This is a genomic window from Deefgea piscis, from assembly GCF_013284055.1.
Classification (GTDB): Bacteria; Pseudomonadota; Gammaproteobacteria; order Burkholderiales; family Chitinibacteraceae; genus Deefgea; species Deefgea piscis.
This window is the reverse complement of sequence record NZ_CP054143.1, coordinates 1,343,274-1,368,563: the sequence shown is the minus strand read 5'-3', so window position 1 is coordinate 1,368,563 and position 25,290 is coordinate 1,343,274. Positions and strand designations below refer to the sequence as shown.

25 protein-coding genes are annotated in these 25,290 nt (G+C 50.9%); 12 read left to right on the top strand and 13 right to left on the bottom strand.

Features of this window, described 5'->3' with window-relative positions; all coding sequences use genetic code 11:
- Positions 1 to 170: 170 nt before the first annotated feature.
- Positions 171 to 1,922: a dynamin family protein gene (locus tag HQN60_RS06645; protein WP_373281559.1), complete on the top strand. Its 1,752-nt coding sequence runs from the start codon at positions 171 to 173 to the stop codon at positions 1,920 to 1,922.
- 152 nt (positions 1,923 to 2,074) lie between these two features.
- On the opposite strand, the gene HQN60_RS06640 is transcribed toward HQN60_RS06645, so the two are convergent.
- From HQN60_RS06640 to HQN60_RS06630, 3 genes are all read right to left on the bottom strand, one after another.
- Positions 2,075 to 2,923, bottom strand: coding sequence for an AraC family transcriptional regulator (locus HQN60_RS06640; protein ID WP_173532903.1), 849 nt, complete (start codon positions 2,921 to 2,923; stop codon positions 2,075 to 2,077).
- Between the two features lie 195 nt (positions 2,924 to 3,118).
- Positions 3,119 to 4,228, bottom strand: a complete 1,110-nt coding sequence (locus HQN60_RS06635; RefSeq protein WP_173532902.1) for an FUSC family protein — start codon at positions 4,226 to 4,228, stop codon at positions 3,119 to 3,121.
- Between the two features lie 20 nt (positions 4,229 to 4,248).
- Positions 4,249 to 5,418 (bottom strand): DNA alkylation repair protein, encoded by a 1,170-nt coding sequence (locus HQN60_RS06630; RefSeq protein WP_217390279.1) that lies wholly within the window; start codon positions 5,416 to 5,418, stop codon positions 4,249 to 4,251.
- Between the two features lie 371 nt (positions 5,419 to 5,789).
- Between HQN60_RS06630 and HQN60_RS06625 the strand changes: the two genes are divergently transcribed.
- Positions 5,790 to 6,110, top strand: coding sequence for a VOC family protein (locus HQN60_RS06625; RefSeq protein ID WP_173532901.1), 321 nt, complete (start codon positions 5,790 to 5,792; stop codon positions 6,108 to 6,110).
- A gap of 991 nt (positions 6,111 to 7,101) precedes the next feature.
- Here the strand turns inward: HQN60_RS06625 and HQN60_RS06620 are convergent.
- The gene (locus HQN60_RS06620; protein ID WP_173532900.1) at positions 7,102 to 7,425 is read right to left on the bottom strand and encodes a hypothetical protein; all 324 of its coding nucleotides are present in this window, start codon (positions 7,423 to 7,425) and stop codon (positions 7,102 to 7,104) included.
- Positions 7,426 to 7,560: 135 nt separating this feature from the next.
- The gene (locus HQN60_RS06615; protein ID WP_217390347.1) at positions 7,561 to 8,853 is read right to left on the bottom strand and encodes a tryptophan--tRNA ligase; all 1,293 of its coding nucleotides are present in this window, start codon (positions 8,851 to 8,853) and stop codon (positions 7,561 to 7,563) included.
- A gap of 89 nt (positions 8,854 to 8,942) precedes the next feature.
- Between HQN60_RS06615 and HQN60_RS16310 the strand changes: the two genes are divergently transcribed.
- From HQN60_RS16310 to HQN60_RS06600, 4 genes are all read left to right on the top strand, one after another.
- A complete protein-coding gene (locus HQN60_RS16310; RefSeq protein ID WP_256435147.1) occupies positions 8,943 to 9,077 on the top strand; it encodes a hypothetical protein in 135 nt (44 codons plus the stop codon).
- 29 nt (positions 9,078 to 9,106) lie between these two features.
- On the top strand, positions 9,107 to 9,913 hold the full coding sequence (locus HQN60_RS06610; RefSeq protein ID WP_254456689.1) for a copper homeostasis protein CutC: 807 nt from the start codon (positions 9,107 to 9,109) through the stop codon (positions 9,911 to 9,913).
- Between the two features lie 94 nt (positions 9,914 to 10,007).
- On the top strand, positions 10,008 to 10,793 hold the full coding sequence (locus tag HQN60_RS06605) for a 3-hydroxybutyrate dehydrogenase (RefSeq protein WP_173532898.1): 786 nt from the start codon (positions 10,008 to 10,010) through the stop codon (positions 10,791 to 10,793).
- 73 nt (positions 10,794 to 10,866) lie between these two features.
- Positions 10,867 to 11,958 (top strand): patatin-like phospholipase family protein, encoded by a 1,092-nt coding sequence (locus HQN60_RS06600; protein ID WP_173532897.1) that lies wholly within the window; start codon positions 10,867 to 10,869, stop codon positions 11,956 to 11,958.
- Between the two features lie 40 nt (positions 11,959 to 11,998).
- Here the strand turns inward: HQN60_RS06600 and HQN60_RS06595 are convergent, their stop codons facing one another.
- From HQN60_RS06595 to HQN60_RS06580, 4 genes are all read right to left on the bottom strand, one after another.
- On the bottom strand, positions 11,999 to 13,045 hold the full coding sequence (locus HQN60_RS06595) for an oxidoreductase (RefSeq protein WP_173532896.1): 1,047 nt from the start codon (positions 13,043 to 13,045) through the stop codon (positions 11,999 to 12,001).
- Between the two features lie 299 nt (positions 13,046 to 13,344).
- A complete protein-coding gene (locus HQN60_RS06590; protein WP_173532895.1) occupies positions 13,345 to 13,812 on the bottom strand; it encodes a GNAT family N-acetyltransferase in 468 nt (155 codons plus the stop codon).
- A 225-nt stretch (positions 13,813 to 14,037) separates the two neighbouring features.
- Entirely contained in the window at positions 14,038 to 15,426 is a 1,389-nt protein-coding gene (argH, locus tag HQN60_RS06585; protein WP_173532894.1) for an argininosuccinate lyase, read from the bottom strand.
- Positions 15,427 to 15,576: 150 nt separating this feature from the next.
- Positions 15,577 to 16,041, bottom strand: coding sequence for a YehS family protein (locus tag HQN60_RS06580; RefSeq protein ID WP_173532893.1), 465 nt, complete (start codon positions 16,039 to 16,041; stop codon positions 15,577 to 15,579).
- 279 nt (positions 16,042 to 16,320) lie between these two features.
- On the opposite strand from HQN60_RS06580, the gene HQN60_RS06575 reads away from it, so the two are divergent.
- From HQN60_RS06575 to HQN60_RS06560, 4 genes are all read left to right on the top strand, one after another.
- Positions 16,321 to 17,043 carry an SPOR domain-containing protein gene (locus HQN60_RS06575; protein ID WP_217390276.1) on the top strand — a complete coding sequence of 241 codons (723 nt, stop codon included), beginning with the start codon at positions 16,321 to 16,323 and terminating at the stop codon, positions 17,041 to 17,043.
- A gap of 118 nt (positions 17,044 to 17,161) precedes the next feature.
- Complete coding sequence (locus HQN60_RS06570; RefSeq protein WP_173532892.1) at positions 17,162 to 17,809, top strand: thiol:disulfide interchange protein DsbA/DsbL; 648 nt, start codon at positions 17,162 to 17,164, stop codon at positions 17,807 to 17,809.
- A 146-nt stretch (positions 17,810 to 17,955) separates the two neighbouring features.
- Entirely contained in the window at positions 17,956 to 19,599 is a 1,644-nt protein-coding gene (locus HQN60_RS06565; RefSeq protein ID WP_173532891.1) for an NAD(P)/FAD-dependent oxidoreductase, read from the top strand.
- Between the two features lie 193 nt (positions 19,600 to 19,792).
- A complete protein-coding gene (locus tag HQN60_RS06560; RefSeq protein ID WP_173532890.1) occupies positions 19,793 to 21,091 on the top strand; it encodes a histidine-type phosphatase in 1,299 nt (432 codons plus the stop codon).
- Positions 21,092 to 21,128: 37 nt separating this feature from the next.
- Here the strand turns inward: HQN60_RS06560 and HQN60_RS06555 are convergent, their stop codons facing one another.
- From HQN60_RS06555 to HQN60_RS06545, 3 genes are all read right to left on the bottom strand, one after another.
- Positions 21,129 to 21,533 carry a hypothetical protein gene (locus tag HQN60_RS06555; protein ID WP_173532889.1) on the bottom strand — a complete coding sequence of 135 codons (405 nt, stop codon included), beginning with the start codon at positions 21,531 to 21,533 and terminating at the stop codon, positions 21,129 to 21,131.
- Between the two features lie 116 nt (positions 21,534 to 21,649).
- Positions 21,650 to 22,342 carry a DsbA family protein gene (locus tag HQN60_RS06550; RefSeq protein ID WP_173532888.1) on the bottom strand — a complete coding sequence of 231 codons (693 nt, stop codon included), beginning with the start codon at positions 22,340 to 22,342 and terminating at the stop codon, positions 21,650 to 21,652.
- Positions 22,336 to 23,211 (bottom strand): MBL fold metallo-hydrolase, encoded by an 876-nt coding sequence (locus HQN60_RS06545; protein WP_173532887.1) that lies wholly within the window; start codon positions 23,209 to 23,211, stop codon positions 22,336 to 22,338. Before HQN60_RS06545 ends, HQN60_RS06550 begins: the two co-directional genes overlap by 7 nt.
- Positions 23,212 to 23,328: 117 nt before the next feature.
- Between HQN60_RS06545 and HQN60_RS06540 the strand changes: the two genes are divergently transcribed.
- A complete protein-coding gene (locus HQN60_RS06540) occupies positions 23,329 to 24,222 on the top strand; it encodes a LysR family transcriptional regulator (protein WP_308419434.1) in 894 nt (297 codons plus the stop codon).
- Positions 24,223 to 24,447: 225 nt separating this feature from the next.
- The gene (locus HQN60_RS06535) at positions 24,448 to 24,861 is read left to right on the top strand and encodes a hypothetical protein (RefSeq protein WP_173532886.1); all 414 of its coding nucleotides are present in this window, start codon (positions 24,448 to 24,450) and stop codon (positions 24,859 to 24,861) included.
- Between the two features lie 2 nt (positions 24,862 to 24,863).
- On the opposite strand, the gene HQN60_RS06530 is transcribed toward HQN60_RS06535, so the two are convergent.
- Complete coding sequence (locus HQN60_RS06530; RefSeq protein ID WP_173532885.1) at positions 24,864 to 25,229, bottom strand: nucleotide pyrophosphohydrolase; 366 nt, start codon at positions 25,227 to 25,229, stop codon at positions 24,864 to 24,866.
- Positions 25,230 to 25,290: the final 61 nt, after the last annotated feature.

Here is a 25,290-nt window from a genome sequence, read left to right as displayed (position 1 = left end):
GGCGTGGTCATTTAAGCCAATCGATTGCGCAATTATCGCGCTGGTTAAACGAGCAAGACCTCAACGATTCACAAACCACACTGCGAATTCAAGGCCTGCTCGACCGCTTAAAAGAAGACAAACTCAATATTGCCTTTGTTGCTGAATTCTCGCGTGGTAAATCCGAGCTCATTAACGCCATCTTTTTTGCCCACTATGGCAAGCGGATTCTGCCCTCATCTGCTGGGCGCACCACCATGTGCCCGACTGAACTGTTATTTGACGCTGGCCGCGTACCGAGCTTGCAACTGCTGCCGATCGAAACCCGCGGCAATAACGTCACCACGGTTGAATATCGTCGCTACCCCGAGGAATGGCATAGCATTGCCCTCGATATTGACGACGCCGATTCGATGCAAGAAGCTTTTAAAGAAATCGGCCGCACCCAGCGCGTTAGTGTGGAAACCGCCAAACGTTTTGGTCTGTACGACGAAAGCGATCCTGATCAAGTGGTGGCGCTGGACGTGCATGGCGAAGTCGAAATCCCATGCTGGCGCCATGCGATGATTAACTTCCCGCATCCCTTGCTAGAACAAGGCTTGGTGATTTTGGATACGCCGGGCTTAAACGCCATCGGTACTGAGCCCGAGCTCACGCTCAACTTGCTACCGAACGCACACGCGATTTTATTTATTTTGGCCGCCGACACCGGCGTGACTAAATCTGATATCGAAGTTTGGCGCAATCACATCGTTCGCAATCAAAGCGGCAAACGTGGCCGCTTAGTCGTGCTCAATAAAATCGACGGCCTGTGGGATGATTTACGCACCAGCGCCGAAATCGACGCCGAAATTGCCAAACAAGTTAAAACCACCGCTGAATTATTAGCGATGCCAAGCAGTCAGGTTTACCCAGTTTCGGCACAAAAAGCCTTGCTGGCCAAAGTACAAAACGACGATGTACTGCTACAAAAATCTTGCTTAAGCGTGCTTGAGCGCGCGCTATCGGACGATCTACTGCCCGGCAAGCAAGACATCGTTCGCGATGCTACCCAAACCGAAGTCGAAGACCTGGTCTCGGCCATTCGCTCTATTTTGCAAGCGCGCCAAGACGGCGTTCAAGAACAACTCGCCGAATTAACCGGCTTACGCGGTAAAAACCAAGACGTCATTGCGCAAATGATGGTCAAAGTCAGCGAAGACAAAAAACACTTTGAACAAGGTTTAGTACGCTTTCAAGCGCTACGCTCGGTCTTTAGCCAGCAAACCAATAAGCTGTTTTCGCTACTGGGTAAAGAGGCGCTCAAAGCCGAAATCGAACGCATCCGCGACCAAATGGACCGTAGCTTGTTCTCGTTTGGCGAAGGCGGTTTACGCTCCACAATGGATAATTTCTTTATTGACGTGAACAGCTCGATTGCCAAATCGGCCGAACAAGTCGCCGAAATCCAAGCGATGATGGCGGCAATGTATAAGAAATTTAGCGAAGAACACGGTCTGGGCCAAGTGACACCACCGCCGTTTTCAACACTGAAATACCACAAAGAACTCGCTCGTTTGGAAAAATCATTCCGCGAGCATTTCAATACCATTGGCAAATTACTCACCACCAGCCAAGGGCGTTTAACGCGCAAATTCTTTGAAACCGTCGCCAGCCGCGTGGTCTACGTATTTGAAGTCGCCAACCGCGACGTTGAAAACTGGCTCAAAGCAGTGATGGCACCGATGGAAACGCAAGTGCGCGAACATCAATTGCAACTGCGCCGCCGCCTTGAAAGCATTAAACGCATTCACAACGCCACCACTACACTGGAAGATCGCATCCAAGAATTGGAAGAAATGAACCGCCAGCTCACCGAACAAATCACCGAGCTGAACGGCAAATTGCGCCAAGTCTACGGCGCGCTACAGGCCGAAATGCAGGTGTTCGCCAAAGCCGCTTAAGTCATTAACACCCAAGCAAAACGCAGCCCAAAGGCTGCGTTTTTTATTGCAGCTAGGTATTGCTTGCTCAGCCTCATTAGCAAAGACTTAGGCGGCAATACCTATTGATAAAAACGGAGATCCAGATCGGCGATCCCGTAACACCCAACCAATTAATCCACCAACGCCAGCCAAATCTCAGTACGCAAATCTTTAGGGGGCGTATTACTTGGGTCGTTCAGATATTGCTCAATCGTCGGCACGCTGGCCGCCTGCTCGCCACTTTGCGGCAACCATACGCCAAAGAGCCAGTGATACGCGCGCTCTAGCTCGCTATACGGGCCAATATGCTCGATCACTGCGTAGCGAGCAGCAGGAATCTGTGCTTGCCCAATATCGGCCGGTAAACTTGCTGTGCCTTTGATTTCAACCGCCGCATCCGAGCGCAATTGGCCTTCGGCAACGGTTTTTGGATCATCAAAATACAGGCCAAACCAGCGCGCATCGGGCGCAACTTGCGCCTGCAGCGCCAATTGCAACAAGCTAAACGCCTCGCCAATTTGCAAATACGCCCCCCGATGGCGGCGCGTAGCTAAATGAATCGGTGCGGCCAAAGTACGAAATTCAACGGTATACATGTCCATCTCCTGATTAATTTTAAACTGGAGGTCTTGCCAGCGTTGGCGACGATAAGCACCCGGCGTCACGCCATACGCAGCCGCAAACGAGCGCACAAACGCCGCACTACTTTGATACCCCGCGCGCTGGGCAATGCGCAGCAAAGACCAATCGCTAGCCTGCGCCAAATCACGCGAAGCAAAATGCAGGCGCAAGCGCTGCTGCGTTGCGGTCACCGTTTCGCCCATCATTTCACGGTAAATCCGGTGAAAATGAAACGGCGAAAAATGCGCCACATCCGCAATTTGCTCCAGCGAATAATTGCGCGCCGGCTCTTGCCACAACAACTGCACCACCCGCATCAAACGCCGCGAATAATCATCCCGAGTTCGGCTTTTATTCATCACACCTCCAAGCGCAAAGTCTAGGCAAAGGGCATTGATTTAGGTTGCGAAGTTTGCCAATCAAACGGCACAAGCCTTTATGCCTGCAGTACAAAATCTGCTCGCCCAATTTGCAAACGACGCCAAGCTAAAATAGTTTTTGCAGGGTATGTCTATCTAGATATTATTAATTAATAGCCACATAGATATACCCAGTTAGTTTGGTTTTTGCCGAGGCGCAAATAGCGCCAGCATGCCGGCCAAAAGGGCCAAGCCCACCATCACCCCCAGAAATCGATGCACACCGAAGCGATCATTGAGCAAAGCCACCGAATCGTGCACACTCACCATCAATAAACCCACGGCAAATTGCGCGCCCATATACGACGACTCGGCGTTGCTATCTTGCAAAATTTTGCCCACCGCCGTACCCAGCAAAGTCAGCAGCATCAAGAGCGCGTAGGACGAGAAAAACACGCAGATAAAATTAAAGGCCATGCCAAGCAAAGCGCCCGAAAAACAGCCGATGGCGCGGTACATCAGTTTTTTCATCGACGCCGCCGGCAAATTAATCGACGCCACCCGTGGTTGATTGGATACCGCTAAAATAGTCACTGTCGCTTGAATAAAAATCATTTGCCCACCCCAAATCACCAAGAGTGGCGTTAATCCAGTCGACAAACCCGCCAAGAGCGCAAAGGGCAAATATTGCTGATCTTGTTGAGCCGGTGGCGACGTGCGGGCTTTGGCTGGCGGCGAAGTGGCTGGTTTTTTGACGATTAATTGCAAAACGGCCGACACAAAAATCGTCGATAAAGACCCAACCATCACATCGGCCGCCCGCATCCAACCGATATGCACAATATCTTGCTGCGGATAAGCAAAGGCGTAGCCGACAATTAAACTGAACGTTAAACCAAAAAACAGCACCGCATAATTGTATTGATCAGAAACGACGTTGGCGTAATACGCCGTTACGCTACTGACGATAAAAAAGATCGCACACACGCTGAATAAATTGAGTTCACGCGGAAAAAACAGCGCCAAAGCCACCCCAGCCGCACCACCGAGCAAAGTGCCAACGATTCTTAAGACACCCCGCGTTAAGGTCTGATTAAAAAACGGCCGCATCACCACATAGGCGCTAAACGCCGCCCACATCGAATATTCAAAATGCAGTTGATGCGCGATAAAAATCGCCAACGCTACCGAACACACCGACGCGGCCACATCCAAGACTGAAATCTCATTATTTTTGATATTCAGCCAAGCCTGCTTTAAATCGGTGTGTATCGCCTTGGATTGATTTAAAAATGAAAATTGCATCGGTGTTTCCTTTGTCCGCATTAGCAGCGCAATTCAAACACCCCCACCGGCTGCGCCACCCCATTCACCAACACATCGACTTGATGTCGGCCCGCATAATGTTGCCGCGTACTCATATTCGCCAGCGAAATGCTTTTACTCAGCGCCACGCGCTCACCGGCAGCCAAGTGGAGGGTTTTGAGCTTAAACACTTTGGCGCGGGTTTGGCCGTTGGCTTTCACATAATGAATTTGGCAATCAATGACGAATTTTTGCCGGGTGTTATCGCGATTTTCCAACTGCAGCGCCACGCGCAATACCTCACCCAACTGAGCCTGCGCCGGCCCGATACTCGCCGTCACCAGCTGCAACTGCGCCGCCGGTGACACCCCCAGCACCGCCAATGCCCCAGCTTCACCACGCTTAATCGCCGAGCGCAAAGCATGCTGCACAATCCACGCCCGCTCGGCACTGGCCCCGCGCAGCCATGCACTTGCCGTCGCGTATAAAGCCTGCGGATTATCTTTGCCAATGTCGTTAAGATTATTCGCAACTGAACGGCGCACATACAACGCCGGATCGTCTTTGAGTCGCTCTAACAAAGCCAATACCGGGCGAGGATCGCGCTGAAACGCCGCCAATCGACTCCCCCACGGCAAGCGAGGCCGAGTGCCTTCTGACACCAAGCGGCGTACATGTTCATTCTCATCACTCGCCCACCTAGCCAGCAGCGCCAGCGCCGGCTCGGGATAACGCACAATAAATGGGCGAATACTAAATTCGGCGCTGAAATACTGCGTCAAAATATATTGTGCCTGCATCGACTCGGCAAAATGCGCTAAACCATGTTGTGCAACAAAACAGGTATGTGGCAAATAAAAAAAACCCGTCATCTCCTGCGCCTTGGCCTCGGGTTTAGCTACCTGAATCGACGCCAAAACAATCGCCAACGCCTCTGGATACGCCGCAGGCAAATAGTGCGCCAACACCTCAGCCACCCGCCGCGCCCGTGGCATCAACGCTAACTCCTCATAGCCTTGTGCCACCTCTGCACAAAAAGCCCGAGCATCAAACTCGCCCCACACCGCCGAAATATGCTGAGCAATCTGCTTCGCAATATCCAAACCAAATTGTGATTTAAGTGTCGTCGCCACCCAAAACTCCTTCACGCCAAACCAAGCCCGACCATCCCACAGCAGCCACCACGCCACCACCCGCCATAAAGGGGTATAGCCCCCTAAGCATGATCAATCAATCGCCACGATGAAATACATCAATTCCAGCACCGCACCACCCCATCAGCACCAGCCCCATGATGCGATAACAAGCCGCGTAGTAAAAAACCGCCAATCCAGATACCAAAACACCGCCGGAATATCAGGCGTGGTTTGTATCCCAGCGTAGGACGGGTTAGCTAAAGACGTAAGTCGCCAAGATCGTTGCCGATCAAAATGTAATTCCGCGCGGCTTGCTCAAGCTAAGCCGCCTTCATTACTGAGCCTAAACCACGACGCCACACGGTGATAAAATGCCAAATAGATACTTTGGAATTAACTCAAGACGAACCGTATAAAGGGACAACATGCAGAAACTTCACATTGCCATCTCAACGGAAAAAATCGAAGAAACGATCCAAGATTACTCCCAGCGGTTCAATGCGCCACCTTGCTTAGTCATTCCTGGTGAATACGCGCTCTGGAGAACCGAAACCCTCAATATCTCAATCCGCCAAGACCTCACACGCAGCCCAGGCTCACTGAGGCACTTAGGCTGGGAAGACCCCAGCGCCACAGAATTCACAATGGACACCGATGTGAACGGTATTGTTTGGGAGCGATTTACGAGCCTGCACCAAGCCAATGAAATTAATGAAACATGGCCAGACACCCATTACCAGCCATAAAAATTTAGCCGCGCAACCGCCTCGATTGTCCGCAGCGAGGGCACCGACGAAGTCGGCGCAGATACTGGGGGCTGCTTTGGGGTTGAAGGGGGCTTTGCAGATGACGGGGGCCCCGCAAAGTTGCAAACTTTGTGGGGTGTGGGGCAAAGTCCCTTCCCGCCCGCGCGGCGGAACGCGCTCCAAAAATCACGCGGCGCAGCCGCATAAAAAACAAAGCCGCCAGAATATCGGGCGGTTGTTTGATACGGCATGCATGCGGCATGCATACGGCGCAATTCGCTGCGCTCATTGACGCCCTACAAAAGCATTGCGACGTACGCAGTTACATCAGTGATGTATTTAAGCCTAGCCTTTCAACAACAATGCTTTGCTGGCAATACATCTTAATATCATCTTGATCGTGGGTCTGGGGCTTGAGATCCCGTCCAAGCGCACCGAGTGCGGAGTGAGACGAACGGTTTTATCGTTTGGCTCGCGACAATCGAGGGCATCGGGGACCGATGCGCGCTCGGGGCTGCTTTGGGTTGTTAGGGGGTTTGCAGAAGCAAATCCCCTAACCTGCCCGCGCGGCGGAACGCGCACCAAAAATCATACGGCGCAGCCGCATAAAAAAAACCGCCGGGGTTAATCGGGCGGTTGTTTGATCGCGGTAAGCGTTGAGCTGCGCAAGCTTAGCCGAACCTACGGTGCTATTTTTATTTTTCGTTCTTAGCTTTGTCATATTCAGATTTAAAGAAATTTTGAATCTTAACTAACCTTCGAAGCATTAATCGCAACAATGGGAGTGATAAAAAAACAATAATGAGACTAACAATCAGCGGTTCTATTTCGCGCTGCCAACCACCGGCACCACTGAGATTAACAAAATCATGAATAATAACGTACAAGATAATTACTGCTACAATTTTGAAGAACATTGTTTTCATGAAAAATTACGTCTCTAAGGTTTGGTGCACCATTTAAATATTTTTTAGCAAGAGAATTAATTCGATTAATCTCTGTAATTTTGTAGATCGTTGTGCAAATCGAATAGTTTTTTTGCAATAACTGTTCCTGTACGATTTTTTATTCTTTGAAGAGTATTCTTTATTGCTCCGACTTGTACGGACTGATCTTCATCAATTACGGGGCCATACTTAGTCAGCATTTCTTTTATTTCAATCCAATGAATAAGAAGATTAGGTGGAAAATGGTTGTCACGTAAACTAATTAGCTCATTACTAGCTAACAAAAGACGACTTCTAACATCGCCTGGGGCGGTGCAAAGCACCGTGATTGCCTCAGAAATGAGGCTTTTTACATAATTAAATTGCAATTTAATGTGCCACTTTATTTGTTATAAATTATATAAGCCCATAGGGCACACTCAAAAATAGTATACTGGAATAATCGAAAGGCATTCCACCAATTCGCACGAAAAGGTGCAATGCGCTTCGCTTATTGACACATTTTATTCCACCGTCAACGCCACCAGCGCCGCAGCGACATCATCGGCACTCACGCCGTCGGCCAATGCCACTGGTGCGTCAGGCAACGCGGTGATGCCTTCTTTCTTCAAACGCCCAACCCACTGCCCCGCGTCTTTACCCGAAGCAAACCCTGAACTGGTCAATAACAAACGACCGGCAGCGTCGCTGAAGTTGAAGTAGAACTGGCCGTCTTCAAGGCGGAATTGCTTGAACGTTGGCAAGGCGATTTTGACGGCTTTTTCTTTGACAGCGGGTAGCGCGTTCATGCGGCGCAGGCCAACCGCTTCGCGCACTTGCTTGAGTAGCGGCGCGGCAACGGCGCGGGCTTTCATTGCGCCAATTTGCAGCAATTCTTCGATTTGCTCAGGGTGCGCCATCAAGGCTTGGTATTTGTCGCGCATTGGGCCGATGTGCGCGTCGATGAGTTCTACCAATTGCTTTTTCGCATCGCCCCAGCCCAGACCCGCAACGAGTTGCGCGCGGAAGGCGGCGGCTTGCTCAGGCGTCGCGAACGCTTCGTAAATGGTGACCAAATGGCATTCTGGGTCTTTCGCTTCGCCCGGCAATAGGCTGTTGGTAACAATCTTGGCCACGGCGTCTTTGAGGGCTTTGGCGCCGCCTTCAAACAGCGGAATGGTGTTGTCGTACGATTTACTCATTTTGCGGCCATCAAGGCCCGGTAGCGTGGCGACTTGTTCTTCGATATGCGCTTCAGGCAAGACGAAAAATTCTTTGCCTTGGCCGAATAAGTGATTAAAACGCGCGGCAACGTCGCGGGTCATTTCAATGTGTTGAATTTGATCGCGGCCAACGGGGACTTTATGCGGGTTAAACAGCAAAATATCGGCGGCCATCAAAATGGGGTAGCAAAATAAGCCCATGGTGATACCCGCATCGGGATCTTCACCGGCAGCTTCGTTGGCGTCGGTTGCGCCTTTGTAAGCGTGGGCGCGGTTCATTTGGCCTTTGGCGGTAACGCAAGTGAGCAACCAGTTGAGTTCGGTTACTTCCGGTACGTCCGATTGGCGATAGAACGTGACGCGTTCTGGGTCGAGCCCCGCAGCCAACCAAGTGGCGGCGATTTCAAGGCGCGAGCGCTCAATGCGCGCAGGGTCGTCGCATTTAATCAGCGCATGATAATCCGCCATAAAAAAGAAGCAGTCGCTATCGGGCTGTTGACTGGCGACAATCGCCGGGCGAATCGCGCCCACATAATTGCCCAAATGCGGTGTACCCGTCGTGGTAATGCCCGTTAAAACACGCAAACTCATCACAAATCCTTTAATCATCACGCAATACAATGGCGGCAAGTCTAGCAGGCGGCGCAGCAAAACCATAGCGTCTGTGCGCTTGCCGCTGCTTTATGCCAAGACGCAGCGAGCGGATGCAACAACTTGAGCGGGCCATTACCGTCAACCGTTATCGCGCTTGGGCTTGCTCTAGCGCAGATTTTGTTGATGCGATGACGAATTTTGGTCATTTCAGCGCAGCATATTGAGCACAAAGCGCGCTAAGTCGCCGATAATCATGGCACTCATTTCAATTGGACTCGCCACGATGAACGCCACTGCTCACTCTGCCATCACCCTCGAAATTTGCGCCGGTTCGGTGACGTCCTGCCTTGCAGCACAAGAAGGCGGCGCGCAGCGCGTTGAGTTTTGCGACAACTTGCTCGAAGGCGGCACCACGCCGTCGTATGGCCAATTGGCGGCAGCGCGCGATCGCTTATGGATTACGTTGAACGTGATCATTCGGCCACGCGGCGGCGATTTTTTGTATAGCGATTTAGAATTTGAAGTGATGGAGCGCGATGTATTGGCGTGTAAAAGGTTAGGGGTGGATGGTATTGTCATCGGCCTATTAACCAGCGATGGCCGCGTTGATATACCCCGCACTAAACGCTTGGTTGAACTGGCGGCGCCAATACCAGTAACGTTTCATCGGGCCTTTGATGTGGCTTGCGATCCGGTGCAAGCACTAGAAGACATCATCAGCGCCGGCTGTGTGCGATTGCTTTCCAGCGGGCAAGCGGCGAGCGCAATCGAAGGCGCGGCGTTACTTAAAGCGCTGCAAGCGCAAGCGGGCGATCGCTTAATTGTTATGCCGGGTGCGGGCGTTCGTGGCCACAATATCGCCGAGCTGGTGGCGGCTACTGGCTGTAATGAGTTTCATAGCTCAGGCCGCGCGCCGTTCCCTAGTGGCATGGTTTACCGTAATCCCAACGTCAAAATGGGCGCGCCGGGGCAAGATGAATACAGCGTGGTGGAGACCGATCCGCAATTGGTGCGCGAGTTACTCAGCAATGCACAACATGCCGCCGCGCTACGCAATTAATGTCTACAAATTGACTTAAAACTTTCGACTCTATCTGGTTATCCGGCGCATTTGCTGTATGTTGTTATGTATGCCAACTCGCGCAGGATGAATCATGTCACTCCAAGATAAAGTTGCTTTGATTACGGGCTCAACCAGCGGTATTGGTCTGGGCATAGCGCGCGCTTTAGCCCAGCAAGGCGCGACGATTATTCTCAATGGTTTGGGCGATCCGGCGCAAATCGAAATCATCCGCGCCAATTTAGCCGCCGAATTTGCCACCCCAGTGCATTTCATCGCCGCCGATCTGAGTAAAACTGCGGCGGTTGAAGACTTAATGCAGCAAATCGACGCACAATGCGGTCGCCTAGATATTTTGGTCAACAATGCTGGCATGCAGTTTGTTAGCCCGATCGAAGACTTCCCACCAGAAAAATACGATTTAATTATCGCGCTGAATTTATCGGCCGCGTTTCACACCATCCGCCTTGCCGTTCCCGGCATGAAAGCACGCGGCTGGGGACGCATTATCAATATCGCCTCGGCGCATGCCTTAGTCGCCTCGCCGTTTAAATCGGCGTATGTGGCGTCAAAACACGCCATTTTAGGACTCACCAAAACCGTGGCGCTGGAACTGGCCGAACACGGCATTACCGCCAACGCCATTTGCCCGGGTTATGTGATGACGCCGCTGGTACAGCAACAAATCCCCGATACCGCCAAAGCGCGTGGCATTAGCGAAGCAGCAGTGATTCGCGACGTTTTGCTCGCCGCACAGCCAACCAAACGCTTTGTTGAAGTCGATGAGTTGGGCGCTTTAGCCAGTTTCTTATGCAGCGATGGTGCGCGTTCGATCACCGGTACCGCGCTGCCAGTTGATGGCGGCTGGACTGCGCACTAATCTGAATCACGGCGGCAAGCGACTGAGAACGCATGCGTAATGGTCGGGCATGCAGATAAACCGAGGAAAAATCATGAGTAAAAAGAAAATCGCGATCACCTGCCAAGGCGGCGGTAGCCAAACCGCTTTTACCGCTGGCGCACTCAAAGCCTTGTACGACAATGGTTTTGCCGAGCATTATGAATTAGTCAGCATTACCGGCACCTCGGGCGGCGCGCTGTGCGCCACGCTGATTTGGTATGCCTTATACAAAAAAGACGCTTATATTCCGCAGCGAATGCTAGATTTATGGGCCGATAACACCGCGCAATCAGACGCCGAAGAGCAGTTTAATCATTACGTGGTCGAGTCGATTCGCAAAGTCAATCGCGGGCAAATGCCACAATTTAATCTCAGCCCGTATTCACCTTTGATGCAAATGATGAATACCTTCACTGGCGCCCAATTTCGGCCTAATTTCACCGACTTTCGCCGATTATTAGATTCGCACATTAATTTTGCCGAACTTAAAGCCATGGGGGCCAATACCGAATTGCCTGCTTTAATTTTAGGCGCGGCCGACGTGCTCACCGGCAAGCTGGCTAAGTTTAATTCACGCACCGAAGCGATTCGCGCCGAGCATATTTTATCGTCGTGCGCGGTGCCGAATATTTTTGAAGCGGTTGAATTTGATGGGCACGCATATTGGGATGGGTTGTTTTCTGACAATCCACCAGTTGATGAAGTGATCAAGCCAATTTATGTCGGCGAAAACAATCTACCGGATGAGATTTGGGTAATCAAAATCAATCCAACCGGCTGCCAAACCGTGCCCAAGTCGCCGGAAGCGATTTCTGATCGGCGCAATGAAATGATCGGCAATATGTCTTTATTTCAGCAGCTCACCAGCATCCGCACGCTGAATGAATTACTGCTCAACCAAGCCTTTACGCCGGAGTTTTTAGCCAAAAATGGCGTTAAAGCACCGATTAAGCTACCGCGTTGCCTCAGCAGTGACGATATTCGCCCCTACCATATTCCATTTATTGAGATGTCTGAGGCACTGCAAAGCACTTTAGATTATGAAAGTAAGCTCGATCGCAGCCCAAAAAACATCCAGAAATTAATGCAAGATGGCGAGCAACAAGCTCGCCATTTCTTGGCAGAACGACTGGCTGCGGCTTAAAGCCGCACGCGGCAAGGCCAGCGCATGCCGCTGGCCCGCTTTACAGCACCATCACTCGGCAACCTTGCGCGTCGCTTTGAATGGCTAGGTCAATAATCCGCATGACATTCCGCGCCTGCGCCGCCGTCACTGGATTTTCTCCCAAGCCCAGCAAGGCATCGCGAATCCCGGCGTAATACGCCGCATAATTGCCAGCGGGTAAAGGCAAGGCTTTAGTAGAAATTTGATCATTTTGACTTTGAAAATGCTGCGCCTGCCGCGGGTCATCACCCCAAGCCGCATGCTCAGGCAATAATCCAGCCTTTAACCAAGTCTCTTGGGCGTCCAGCCCATTCACCGACCATGCGCCTTCAGTGCCTTGCACCAAAAAGCGCGGCGTACCGCCGCTCACCAAAGTGCTGGCCGCTAAAATTGCCCGCATTTTTGGGTAGTGCAAAATCACATGAAAATCGTCCACCGCCAGCGCGCCACTGCGCCGCAAAGCCAAATCGGCAGTGACTGCATTGGGCATGCCAAATAATTGCAATGTCTGGTCAATTAGATGCGGCCCTAAATCATACCAAAGCCCAGCACCCGCAATATTTGCTTCGCGCCAACGCGCTTTAACCTCGGGACGGTAACGATCAAAACGAGAGGTAAATTCAACCACATCGCCTAAAACGCCACTGTGTAGCGTCTCACTCAAAGCGATAAAATCATTATCCCAGCGCCGATTATGAAACACCGAAAGCAATAATCCCGCTTGCTCGGCGCGCACTGCTAAGTCTTCAGCTTCACGCACATTCAAAGTAAAAGGCTTATCAATCACCACATGTTTGCCGGCCGCAATCGCAGCCCGAGCCAAGGGATAATGTGCGTCATTCGGTGCCGCGATAACCACTAAATCTAAACCGGGATGCGCCAATAAACGATCCGGCTCCGTTTTCACCACAATATCCGGCCAATCGGCCAACACATCCGCTGGACGCGAGCTGGCAATGGCCACCAGACTGAGTCCTGGTGTGGCATTAATCAGTGGCGCATGAAAAGTTTTACCCGCGTAGCCATAACCAATCAGGCCTACGCGCAAAGTTTTGGTCTTTGGCATAAGTACTCGTGCAAAAGTTTTATGGCAAAACGTCATCGCCACCCGCTTTACATCCAATCAACTCGCTGAGCGATGTAAACACACTGATCGACGACGTCTTTAATATGAATCTCTGTGTATTCTTATAACGTAAAAAAAAAACCTTGTCGCTAAGTTAATTCCGCAGGCTGATTCATTGTCGATTTACATTATTGCTGACAAAAAATTCAGAATCTAAGTATTAATTCAACGATGAATTCAAGACTTTGTTTTTTAGTGCCGTTTTTAAAACAATGGATGTTATTTTTAATCGAGAAGGTTTAACAAGCGGTATCTGGTGAATAATGCCATAGCATATCAACGTGAGAAATATCGTCCTCAAGATAAGGCGCAGAGACGGTCACAAAACCATTTTTTGCATAAAAATTTTGCAAATGTGCTTGAGCGCCAATCTTATTATCCTGCTCTGGGTATTGCGCTACAGCCCCTTTTAATCCCTGACTAATTAGCTGATACCCTAGACCGGTGCCACGAAAATCTGCCGATATAATCACTCGCCCCAAAGAAGGCTCGGCGTATTTTAAACCCGGCGGCACCAAGCGTAAGCACGCCACTAAACGATCATCGCAATACGCCAATAAATGCGTTGAAACTAAATCCAAATCATCCATATCGGCATAAGCACAGGCTTGCTCAACAATAAATACTTGCTGTCTTAGCCGTAAATATTCAAACAATGTTGCAGTATCAAAAGCAGCAAAAGCTTGCCAGCGCCAAACGATTTCCATAATTAAACTCAAAATAAATCAATTAAATTAGCAATTTAAAACCCATTAAACGCCGCACATACTGACTGCAATCATTCGCATAAATTTCATAGCGCGATAAAAACATTCGGGTGCTCGAATCAAGAAACCGGATTCGCTCAGCAATAAACCACACCAGAATAAAAAAGCACCATTTTCCTTAATCAATAAGGATAAATGATGCTTTTCAATGGCGGTAACGCAGTGTTAGCAGGCTAAACGTTCACGCCATTTCGCCACTTGCACTAACACTTGGAAAGGAGCCGTGCCACCGACATGATTGCGGGCTTCTAAACTGCCTTGCAATGTCAGTACGTGGCAAACGTCTTCTTCGATTAAGGAAGAAAAACTTTGCAATTCAACCAAGGTTAAATCCGACAAGTCTTGGCGTTTTTGCTCAGCATAACGCACTGCCAAAGCCACGGCCTCATGCGCATCACGGAACGGCAAGCCGCGCTTGACCAAATAATCAGCCAAATCGGTGGCGGTGGCAAAACCTTGCTTAGCAGCACGCTCCATCGCATCGGGCTTCACAGTAATGCCGCGCATCATATCGGCATAAATCCGCAAAGTGTCAGTGAGCGTATCTACAGTATCAAATAGCGGCTCTTTGTCTTCTTGATTGTCTTTGTTGTAGGCCAATGGTTGGCCTTTCATTAAAGTCAGCAAAGAAATTAAGCTGCCATTCACGCGGCCAGTTTTACCGCGCACCAGTTCAGGTACGTCGGGGTTTTTCTTTTGCGGCATGATCGACGAGCCGGTACAGAAACGATCGGCAATATCAATAAAGCCAAAGCGCGGGCTCATCCACAAAATCAGTTCTTCCGAAAGACGCGACAAATGCGTCATGATCAAAGCGCCAGCGGCAGTAAACTCAATCGCGAAATCACGATCTGACACGGCGTCGAGTGAATTTTCGCAAATGCCCTCAAAACCCAATAACTTCGCAGTGATTGAGCGATTGATCGGGAATGTAGTTCCCGCCAATGCCGCAGAGCCCAAAGGCATGCGATTGACCCGTTTACGGGTATCAACCAAACGCTCAGCATCACGGCCGAGCATTTCGACATACGCCAACATGTGATGACCAAAAGTCACCGGTTGCGCCACTTGCAAATGAGTAAAGCCGGGCATGACGGTGCTGGCGTTGCTTTCAGCCAAATCGAGCAAAGACTTTTGCAATTCACGCACCAAGCGCAGCAAGACATCAATCGCTTCACGCAAATACAAACGAATATCGGTGGCCACTTGGTCATTACGTGAACGACCAGTATGCAAACGCTTACCGGCATCACCGATTTTATCGGTCAAACGGCGCTCGATATTCATATGCACGTCTTCGAGATCTAAACTCCATTCAAAACGGCCGGCGCGGATATCATCCAAAATATCGGCCATGCCACTTTGAATCGAACGCAAATCTTCATCCGATAACACACCCACTTGATTGAGCATCCCAGCGTGCGCGAGTGAGCCTTGAATATCGACTTCCGCCATGCGGTTATCAAAAAATACCGATGCGGTATACCGCTTTACCAATTCACTCACTGGTTCATTAAAGCGACCAGACCAAGCTTTGTTTGCAGATTCGGACATGCGAAAAATCCAGAAATAGTTGGAACAATAAAAGCGATTATAACGATAGCCGAGCAAAACCTGCACGCGACTTGCTACATGCGCCAGAAACAGCTCACTTTAAGCGCGCATTGCGACGACAAAGAGACACCCAACACCATCAGCAGCCACTTATCGACCGCGAACGCGCAGCGTTAAGCCTTTAAGGAAGTTGCGTAAGAACTGATCGCCGCAAGGGCGAAAATGCTTGTGATCTTTTTTACGGAATAATGCCGATAGCTCTGGCTTGGATACTTCAAATCCGGCTTCAGCCAACATCGCGTAAATATCATCGTCTTTGAGTTCAAAAGCGACGCGCAATTTTTTGAGCACCAAGTTATTGGTCACTGGCAACTCAATCGGCATTGCCGGACGGCTTTCGTCTTTACCACGGCGGTAATACACCAGACCATCAAGAAAATTGGCCATCGTCACATCATCACATTCTTGATATTCGAGCTCTTCTTCTTTTTTTAAAAACGCCACCATCGTGGCTTTATCTAAAGTTTGCCCGGCCAATTGCAGTACATCGACTAATTTGGCATCGCTCAAATCGAGCATATAGCGAATGCTACGCAGTACGTCGTTATTTAACATGTTTGCAATCCTTTCATTCAGAGTGACTCCATTGTACCTGCTGCGCCGCGCTTCGCCGTATGCAATCACCGGCCAATGCCGTCGGCGGCGCCAAAACGGCGGCTTGTCCTGTCGTTTTTCTGCCGATGCGGCTAGCCTTATCAGCGTTGTGTTGATAATGCGCTGCTGGAACTTGCAAAGCGCGGTAGAATCACGCGATTCGTAGAATCAATTTCGCACAGTGCTCAATACCCTGCTGTGCGATAAAAAGGCCTTATCCGCCGGAGAACAGAGTAAGCCATGAGCCGTGATATGAAACCCAGCCGCAGTAGTAACCGCAATGCCAGCAGCAGCCGTGCCAATAGCCAACGTAAAAGTGGCGGCAGCTCATTAATTACCGGTTTGCTACTGGGTTTATTTGTCGGTATTGCCATTGCGGTCGCTGTGGCGCTGTATTTAAATCGCAGTGGTAATCCGTTTAAAAACGGCAATACCACCCCAGCAGACGCCGTGAGCTCAGCGCCTGAAACCGCCGTCGCGCCCCCAGAAGTCTTGTTGCCTGGCAATGGCAAAGAAGTCGCGCTCAACCCAGTGCCAGCCAGCACTGCCGCCAGCAAACCTGCGAGTACCAACGCCAGTGGCGAGCGCTTTGATTTTTATAAAGTATTGCCTGAGCTCAACGAAGAGTCGGCCGTAGCCAGCACGCCAGCACCGGTAAAAACAGCTAGTCCAAAAACCAGCACCAGCCCAGCCGCCACACCCGCTGCGACACCCAAAGCAGAAGCCAATAAAAATGCTTGGTTACAAGTAGGCGCCTTTAAAGACGAAGGCGATGCCGATAACCTAAAAGCTAAGTTGGCGCTATTGGGCATTGAATCGCGCATTCTCACCTCAGATATTCCAGACAAAGGCATTTGGCACCGTGTTCGCGTTGGCCCTTTTAATGCGACTGCTGATCTAGATAAAGTTCGCGGCCAGCTCAAAGCCAATGGCATTGATAGTGCCATTGTAAAAGCCAATTAAACGACAAACAGCGGTGACCAACTCGGGATAAGCAGCACGTCGGGATCGGGCAAATCTGCCCCATCCCCAATCCCACCTTGAAACCGCTACCCCCACACCCACTCTTTTCTAAGGAAAAATGATGTTAAAGCACTGGATTAAAACAATCGTCGTCGCAGCGTCATTAATAAGCGCCACCGCGGCTTTTGCTTTTACCGAAGGTAAAGATTACAAAGCGATGGCCAAACCGATGCCCGTTGCAGTACCTGGCAAGGCCGAAGTGATCGAGTTCTTCTGGTATGGCTGCCCACACTGCTTTGCCATCGAACCTTATGTGGATGCTTGGGCAGCAAAACTGCCGAAAGACGTTAATTTCCGCCGGGTGCACGTGATGTGGGATGGCCGCAATGATATGGAAGGCCACGCCAAGATCTTCCTCGCGCTACAAGGCATGGGTTTAGATGCTAAATACCAGCAAGCCGTGATGAAGGCCGTCCAAAAAGACCGTATCGAATTACGCAACGAAGCCAAATTGCTAGAATGGGTTAAAAAACAAGGCATTGATGTTGCCAAATTTAAAGCCAATTACAATGGCTTCTCAACGCAAATGCAGTTGAAAAACCTCACCAAAATCACGCAAGACTATCAAGTGGATGGCGTACCGATGTTTGTGGTTAACGGCAAATGGGTAACTAGCCCGGCGATGGTCGGCGCGGAAGATGCTACCGTGACCAAAATGGTCGATGAGCTGATCGCCAAAGATCGTAAAGCACCAAAAAAGAAATAAGCCTTTAATCCTGATAAAATACGCCACGCTGCCAAGAAGTAGCGTGGCGTATTTTTTATTGAATCAACGTATATCCAGCTAGCCTTTATCTAACTTGGGCTAGCAATCAATACTCTGTTGAATAAACCTCAACCCGGAAGGACAACATGCTCCGCATTACCGAACTCAAACTGCCGCTGGACCATACTGAAGCCGAACTCAAAACCGCTATCGCCACTTATTTGAGCATCGCCGAAACCGACATCAATAGCTTTAGCGTGTTTAAACGCAGCTTTGACGCGCGTAAAGGCCATATGCTGTTGGCCTACATCATCGATTTAGACGTCGGCACGCTCGAAGCGAAACTGCTGGCGCAATTTAAAAACAATGTGCACGTGCTAGCAACGCCAGACACGCGCTACCACTTTGTTGGCCAAGCACCAGCCACCTTCACAAACAGCGCGCAGCGCCCTATCGTTGTGGGTTTTGGCCCATGTGGGATTTTTGCGGCGCTGATTTTGGCTCAAATGGGCTTTAAACCCATCGTGCTCGAGCGCGGTAAAAAGGTACGTGAGCGCACGCAAGACACATGGGGCCTGTGGCGCAAAAGTACGCTCAATCCCGAGTCGAATGTGCAATTTGGTGAAGGCGGCGCAGGCACGTTTTCTGACGGTAAGCTCTACAGCCAAATTAAAGACCCGCGCCATCTGGGTCGCAAAGTATTGAATGAATTTGTTAAGGCTGGCGCCCCGGATGAGATTTTATATATTGCCAAGCCACATATTGGTACCTTTAAACTCGTTGGCATGGTCGAAAAAATGCGCGCCGAGATTGAATCACTCGGTGGCGAGATTCGCTTTCAGCAGCGCGTTGATGACCTCATTCTCGAAGACATGCCCGATGGCAATAAGCAAATCCGTGGCGTTCGCGTCACCGAAATCGGCGTCGAAGGCCACCCTAGCAATGAAATTCTCAGCGAGCACGTGGTCATCGCACTCGGCCACAGCGCGCGCGATAGTTTTGAAATGATGCACCACCGCGGCGTCTTTATGGAAGCCAAGCCATTCTCGGTCGGCTTTCGAATCGAACACCCGCAATCCTTAATCGATGCCGCGCGCTGGGGCAAATATGCCGGTCATCCGATCTTGGGCGCTGCCGATTACAAACTGGTGCATCACGCCGCCAATGGCCGCGCAGTGTATAGCTTCTGTATGTGCCCGGGCGGCACGGTTGTTGCCGCCACTTCTGAAGTCGGCCGCGTCGTCACCAACGGCATGAGCCAATATTCGCGTAACGAGCGCAATGCCAACTCCGGCATGGTGGTCAGCATCAATCCAAGTGACTATCCCGGCGGCGCAATGGCGGGGATTGAATTCCAACGCCAGCTTGAAAGCCAAGCGTTTGTACTCGGCGGCGAAAACTACAACGCGCCAGCGCAATTGGTTGGCGATTTTCTCGCTGGCCGCGCCTCAAGCAGCGTCGGCGCAGTCGAGCCATCGTACAAACCCGGCGTGAACTGGACTGATCTGGCCGCAGCGCTGCCCGATTACGCCATTACTGCCATGCGCGAAGCACTCCCCGCCTTCGGTAAAAAAATCCGTGGCTACGATATGCACGATGCGGTACTGACTGGCGTTGAAACCCGCACCTCCTCACCCCTTCGCATCACCCGTGGTGACAACTGCCAATCGCTCAACGTGCGCGGTCTCTACCCCGCAGGCGAAGGCGCAGGCTACGCCGGTGGGATTTTATCGGCTGGGGTGGATGGGATTAAAGTAGCGGAAGCATTGGCGCTGGATATGTTGAAATAAGGGTATATCCATATCACCATTGATTAAAAATGGCTGCAAGCAAATACAGTGGGCAGGTATATCCTGCCCATTTTTTTGCTGCCGGTAAAAGCAGGCATCGCTGTCAACAGTCCTTCTGCAGCCAATCAATTGCACAATCTCTTGCATCGCGACTCACTATAATCAAGCCACCCTTCACGATTGCAGATCAGCCATGAACATCGCTCCTTATGTACTCAGTGTTTTGCTTGTCGCCAGTAGCAATGGCTGGACTGCCCAGCCCAACAGCGACGACGAGTGGCAAATTAGCAAAGTAGTGATTCTCAATCGGCACGGGGTTCGCTCCCCCACCAAAGATACCGCACTGATGCAGCAAGTGACGCCCGATCGCTGGCCTGCGTGGCCAGTGGCACTGGGAGAGCTCACGCCAAGAGGAGGACAATTACTCCAGCTGCTTGGCCACTATTATCAAACCGCATGGCAAAACAATGGGCTATTACCCGCCCAAGGCTGCCCAGCAACCGGCCACATGCTGGTGTGGGCCGATAGCGAGCAAAGGACCCGCGCCACCGGTCAAGCGCTCATCGACGCCGTAGCGCCCAATTGTGGCATCGCGCTGCAAAGCCAAGCGGACGCCAGCCAAGTGGACCCGCTATTTCATCCGCTAAAAATGGGCATTTGTCAGCTCAACCCCAAGGCAGTACGCCGCTCGATTCAGCAGCAACTGGGGGCAAAGCCGGTCGATCAGCAATTTGCCAGCGCCTACCAACAACTGGCGGCAACGCTCAATTTGAACGCCGCGCCGCTGTGCTCGGCCCAGCAGCAAGGTGATTGCCGCCTGCCACAATTATTACCTAGCCGTTTGCATGTCAATCACCACGGCGCAGGTTTTAAGGGCGCACTGGGTTTGGCTTCTACATTAAGCGAGATTTTTTTATTGCAATACGCCGAGGGAATGCCCGATTCACAGGTCGGCTGGGGACGCATTGCGCAGCCCGCGCAGTGGCAGCAGCTGTTTACTGCGCATAATGGCTATTTTGCACTGACCCAAAAAAATCCACTTATTGCCAGCGCCAATGCCACGCCTTTATTACATTTAATTAGCAATGCACTGCAAGATCACGCGCCAGCCAATGGTGGCACTTTGGCCCAGCAAGCAGCGAGCGCCAAGATAGTTTGGCTAATTGGCCATGACACCAATATTGCCAATGTCGCCGGTGCGCTCGGCCTTAATTGGCAGCTCAGCGAGCAACCCGATAATACCGCGCCAGGTTTAGCGATGATTTTCGAGCGCTGGCAACATCCGCGCAGCCAACGAGAGCAAATCAAAATCAAATTGGTTTATCAAACCTTGCCACAAATGCGCGCCATGACGCCGCTGAGCCTGCATGGCGAACAGCCGGGCATCATTGAGCTCACTCTGCCGCAATGCACCGGCGCGGCCTGTACCCCAAGCCGTTTTGCCGCACTCAGCCGCAGCCGGCAAGTCAACGCCTGCCAATATCAGCCATAAGCCGGCATGGCGGTAGACGGAGTCATAAGGTTAAGGATTATTCGCTCGCTGAATCGCAACGCACTGCTGGCAGCCATTGAATCACGCTGATGGCTTGTTCTAGCCGCTGTAAACTCAGATTTTTTTTCGCTAATGCCATATTGAGCGCCGCAGCTAAAGGCATGGCTTGTGCGGTTTCGCCCTTGGCGTTTTTAATCGCCCGCGCAATCATTTTGGCGTCGCTCTCAGTAAAGCGCGTGGCCCATTGCGCGGCAACAGCGCTGGCTTGCGTAGCGATTTTTTCTTGCATCACAAACTTAAAAGCCACGTCGCCCATCATCACAATATATTGCGTGCCATTGCGATCAAGTGTGGCTTGCGCCGCTTTAATTTCGGCGATTTGCTGTCTTAGTTCTTCAACTGGCGTCAATTGCGCCTCCTGATCTTGCAAAGGAAATGGCATTTCACCCTCAAACGACAAAAAATCGAGGATAACAGAAGGCGGCAGATCGCGGTCATCACGCTGCCGCAATCTGCGATTTAAATCTCTGCGGCACCGCCCCCATGCTTTATGAGTCGCTAAATCCCCTTTGGTTCACAACCTTGTGGGCTACAAAACGCAGCGTCATCGGTGAGCAAAGAGACTGGCGTTTGCTGCCGTATCCAAGCCACAAAAGCATCGGGTTGAGCTAAAAATGGACCTAAATTAATGGCGGCCCCTTCCGCAAAACGCAAAGATGGAAAACCACGTAAATCGTGCTGCGCCATGTCTTGCTGGGTTTGGGCAAAATGCGCGGCGATCGTTGTGGCTTCATGCTGCATCGCTTGCTCAAATGCTGGGCGAGTGAAATCCAGCTCCGCCGCCAGATCCAACAATACCGCGAAATCCGCAATTTGCCGCCCTTGCTGATAATGCGCTTGCTGGATTTTTTCTAACATTTTCAGTGCCGATCCACCAAGCGCTGCGGCGGCAAAAATCGCCAAGGTCGGCGGTGTGGAATCAAACACCGCTTGCGAATTACGCAGCAAACCATCGAAATACGCTGGCGAAAAAACTTGCCCGCTTAAAGCGGCGATGCGCTGATCATGCGGCATCACATAATCGCGCAATGCCGGTGTCACGTACTGGCGGCGCTCGCCACTCATCATGCCACCAGCGTGGAGCACGATTTCAATCTCAGGAGATTGTTCTGCCAGCGCCTGCAATAAGGGCGCTGCGGCGTAGCACCAGCCACACAGTGGATCAAAATAATAATCTAAACGTTTTACCATTTCATTTCTCCTTGATTCACTTTGGCACCAATTTCTAGCGCCAGCCCCATACCGGCTTGTGGGTAAGCAGTTTGCATACTGCGAATCAGCTCGCCGCTATTTTTGGCACTGGCCGCATTGGTTTCAAAACGCTGCAAATACTGTTGGGTATATTTAATTTGACTGGCATCGAGCAAACTACCCGCTTGCATATGCCCCGGAATCACCGTTACCGCTTGCAATGCCGCCATTTCATTGAGTTGTGCCTGCCAAGCACGGCGCTCGGCGGCGGTTTGGGTGTCGGCCGTCCAAACGTGTAGTCCGCCAAATACGCCAATATTGCCAGCAATGGTTTTAATCGATGGAATCCACACATACGGGCGATGCGCCAAGATGCCGGTATTGCCACGAATTTCGATCGTTTCACCTTCTAGCATTAAAGTATTGCCTTGCAAAGCCTGTGGCAAGACTGGATTTTGCGGCGCATTGGCGCCCATTTTAGGCCCCCAAAATGCGACTTTCCCTGCCAGTTTGCTGCTGATTTTGGCCAGAACGGCTGGCGTGGCAACGACTTGCGCTTGCGGGAACATATTTTTTAACACTTCAACGCCAAAATAATAATCAGGATCCGCTTGGCTAATCAAAATCGTGGTTAATTGCTTACCGCTATCAAGCACATTGGCCCCAATGCGCAAAGCATCGGCGCGCGTAAAACCGCTGTCGATCAGTACCGCCTCTTTTTCTCCGCTAATCAACACCGAATTGACATGAAAGCTCGCCGCGTCGGCGTTGTAGACTTTGAGTTGCAACGGCGCTTTGGCGCTATCTTGGGCTTGAGCGACATTAAAGCTTAAAGCTAAAGTGCTGGCGAGTAATGTAGTACGCAACATGGTGACTTCCTTGAGTGGTTTGATTGAACTGACGCCAGTGTAGTTGCGTTAAACAGCCAGATAAATGCGCTATCATGGCCATGATTGTTGCAAAATCCGATCAAATTAAGGAAGTCCATGATGGATAGACTAAAAGCCATGCAGGTGTTTAGCTGCGTCGCCAGCACCGGCAGTTTTAGCGCCACGGCCGATCAGCTCGACATGTCGCGAGCGATGGTAACGCGCTATATCGCCGAGCTAGAACAATGGCTGGGCGCGCGGCTACTGCAAAGAACAACGCGCAGCGTGACCCTCACTGATGCTGGCGAAAACTGCCTGCGGCGTAGCCAGCAAATGTTGGCGTTGATGCAAGATATTGAAGAAGAAAGCACGCAGCATGCTGGCGAGCTGCGCGGCCAATTGCGCTTAACCTGCAGCATGTCGTTTGGCCATGCGCATTTAGCAGCGGCGATTGGCGATTTTTTAGCGCAGCATCCAGCGCTAAAAATCGATTTAAACGTCAACGATATGGCGGTGAATTTAGTTGAATCCAGAATTGATTTGGCGATTCGCATTAGCCTTGAGCCCGATGCTTTATTGATTGCACGCCCTTTGGCGGCGTGTGAATCAGTATTGGTTGCCTCGCCTAGGTATCTAGCGCAAAACGGTATTCCCAATGACCCAGAGGCACTTACCTTGCATGATTGTTTAAGCTACGCTAATTTTGGCAAAAGCATTTGGCAATTTCACCGCGGCCAAGATCAGCGCAGCGTCGCCGTTCGTAGCCGCTTTAGTGCCAATGAAGCCACCGTTTTACTGCATGCAGCCTTGGCCGGCAGCGGGATTGCCTTGCAGCCGAGTTATTTGGTCAATCCCTTGCTGGCCAGTGGCGAGTTGCATCTCGTTTTGCCCGAGTGGCAAGCGCCAACGATGACCATTTATGCACTATATCCATCACGGCGGCACTTATCCCCCGCCGTTCGTGCCTTGCTCGACTTTTTGGTCGCGCGCTTTCATCCGGCGCCGTGGTAAGCCCTAGAACCAGCCACACTATCGGTGCACTCCCCAATTTTGTAAGAATCACGACCGTTAGCCCGCAGTGATCCATCACTCAGGCATAATAAGAATGCACTGCTCTCGCGCCAGCCATTGGCGCGGTATCAGTGCAGAATTTGAATCAGAACTAATCAAGGTATATTAATGCATGCAGCTTTTTAAATAGGCCGCATTAATATACCCATAAGAAATGGAATTATCGTGCTCACACCCAACATCAATACCGACATTCCCGCGTATGGCGTGGATGATTTAACTGAGCAAAGCTGGCAATGGCTGCACGCCGTTGGCCAATTGGCAGCGCAAGAGCTCGCCGCCATGCCCAAAGGCACTTTGGCGCTACTTGAAGCGCAAGATCGAGTGTATTGGGTAGCCCTCATCCACGATGAATATTACCTCGCCACCGCGACCATTTTTGACGGCGAAATCAATATTGAACATGGCGCACTATTGCGCGATTTGTATGGCTTTAGTATTGAAGAACTCAACTTTATGCGCGAAGGTCTGACCGACTGGCTAACCGCACAAACCACGCTAAAAATTGCCGAACCACGGCAATTGCAACGCTGGAGCGAGCTCCCCGTGCACAGCGTGAGCGACGATTTTCACAGTTAAATTTACAAATCAGCGGATCGCTCCGAGCGCCCCTTCGCTAAAGCGACGGGGTATTTTTCGGCATTGAGCTGCAATTTGGCTTGGGCAGCAGCAATTAAATCAATTTGGGTTACTTGGCAAAATTGCAGTAAATACAACAAAATATCCGCCACTTCATGTTCACACGCTTGACGCTGCGTAGCACTTAAGGGCGTGGTTGTGCTCGACTCAATCCATTGAAATATCTCCAGTAATTCAGCCGCTTCTACTGTCAGTGCCATGGTTAAATTTTTGGGGCTATGAAACTGTCGCCAATCGCGCTCAAGCGCAAATTGATTCACTTGTTCCGCCAGCTGCTGCAATGAATCACCCTGCTTGATCTGCTCCATTTATTCTCCATCTGCGCGCTTCACACGCACTTGCGTTAAAAATATCAATATCATCAATAGC

What these genes read in the sequence shown, in the direction of transcription:
- HQN60_RS06625 (WP_173532901.1), top strand. Translation starts at nt 5,790, where the DNA reads ATGCAGAAACTTCACATTGCCATCTCAACGGAAAAAATCGAAGAAACG.
- HQN60_RS06550 (WP_173532888.1), bottom strand. Translation starts at nt 22,342, where the DNA reads ATGGTAAAACGTTTAGATTATTATTTTGATCCACTGTGTGGCTGGTGC.
- HQN60_RS06575 (WP_217390276.1), top strand. Translation starts at nt 16,321, where the DNA reads ATGAGCCGTGATATGAAACCCAGCCGCAGTAGTAACCGCAATGCCAGC.
- HQN60_RS06565 (WP_173532891.1), top strand. Translation starts at nt 17,956, where the DNA reads ATGCTCCGCATTACCGAACTCAAACTGCCGCTGGACCATACTGAAGCC.
- HQN60_RS06570 (WP_173532892.1), top strand. Translation starts at nt 17,162, where the DNA reads ATGATGTTAAAGCACTGGATTAAAACAATCGTCGTCGCAGCGTCATTA.
- HQN60_RS06600 (WP_173532897.1), top strand. Translation starts at nt 10,867, where the DNA reads ATGAGTAAAAAGAAAATCGCGATCACCTGCCAAGGCGGCGGTAGCCAA.
- HQN60_RS06545 (WP_173532887.1), bottom strand. Translation starts at nt 23,211, where the DNA reads ATGTTGCGTACTACATTACTCGCCAGCACTTTAGCTTTAAGCTTTAAT.
- HQN60_RS06560 (WP_173532890.1), top strand. Translation starts at nt 19,793, where the DNA reads ATGAACATCGCTCCTTATGTACTCAGTGTTTTGCTTGTCGCCAGTAGC.
- HQN60_RS06605 (WP_173532898.1), top strand. Translation starts at nt 10,008, where the DNA reads ATGTCACTCCAAGATAAAGTTGCTTTGATTACGGGCTCAACCAGCGGT.
- HQN60_RS06530 (WP_173532885.1), bottom strand. Translation starts at nt 25,229, where the DNA reads ATGGAGCAGATCAAGCAGGGTGATTCATTGCAGCAGCTGGCGGAACAA.
- HQN60_RS06595 (WP_173532896.1), bottom strand. Translation starts at nt 13,045, where the DNA reads ATGCCAAAGACCAAAACTTTGCGCGTAGGCCTGATTGGTTATGGCTAC.
- HQN60_RS06580 (WP_173532893.1), bottom strand. Translation starts at nt 16,041, where the DNA reads ATGTTAAATAACGACGTACTGCGTAGCATTCGCTATATGCTCGATTTG.
- HQN60_RS06610 (WP_254456689.1), top strand. Translation starts at nt 9,107, where the DNA reads ATGGCACTCATTTCAATTGGACTCGCCACGATGAACGCCACTGCTCAC.
- argH (WP_173532894.1), bottom strand. Translation starts at nt 15,426, where the DNA reads ATGTCCGAATCTGCAAACAAAGCTTGGTCTGGTCGCTTTAATGAACCA.
- HQN60_RS06540 (WP_308419434.1), top strand. Translation starts at nt 23,329, where the DNA reads ATGATGGATAGACTAAAAGCCATGCAGGTGTTTAGCTGCGTCGCCAGC.
- HQN60_RS06590 (WP_173532895.1), bottom strand. Translation starts at nt 13,812, where the DNA reads ATGGAAATCGTTTGGCGCTGGCAAGCTTTTGCTGCTTTTGATACTGCA.
- HQN60_RS06555 (WP_173532889.1), bottom strand. Translation starts at nt 21,533, where the DNA reads ATGCCATTTCCTTTGCAAGATCAGGAGGCGCAATTGACGCCAGTTGAA.
- HQN60_RS16310 (WP_256435147.1), top strand. Translation starts at nt 8,943, where the DNA reads ATGCCAAGACGCAGCGAGCGGATGCAACAACTTGAGCGGGCCATTACC.
- HQN60_RS06640 (WP_173532903.1), bottom strand. Translation starts at nt 2,923, where the DNA reads ATGAATAAAAGCCGAACTCGGGATGATTATTCGCGGCGTTTGATGCGG.
- HQN60_RS06635 (WP_173532902.1), bottom strand. Translation starts at nt 4,228, where the DNA reads ATGCAATTTTCATTTTTAAATCAATCCAAGGCGATACACACCGATTTA.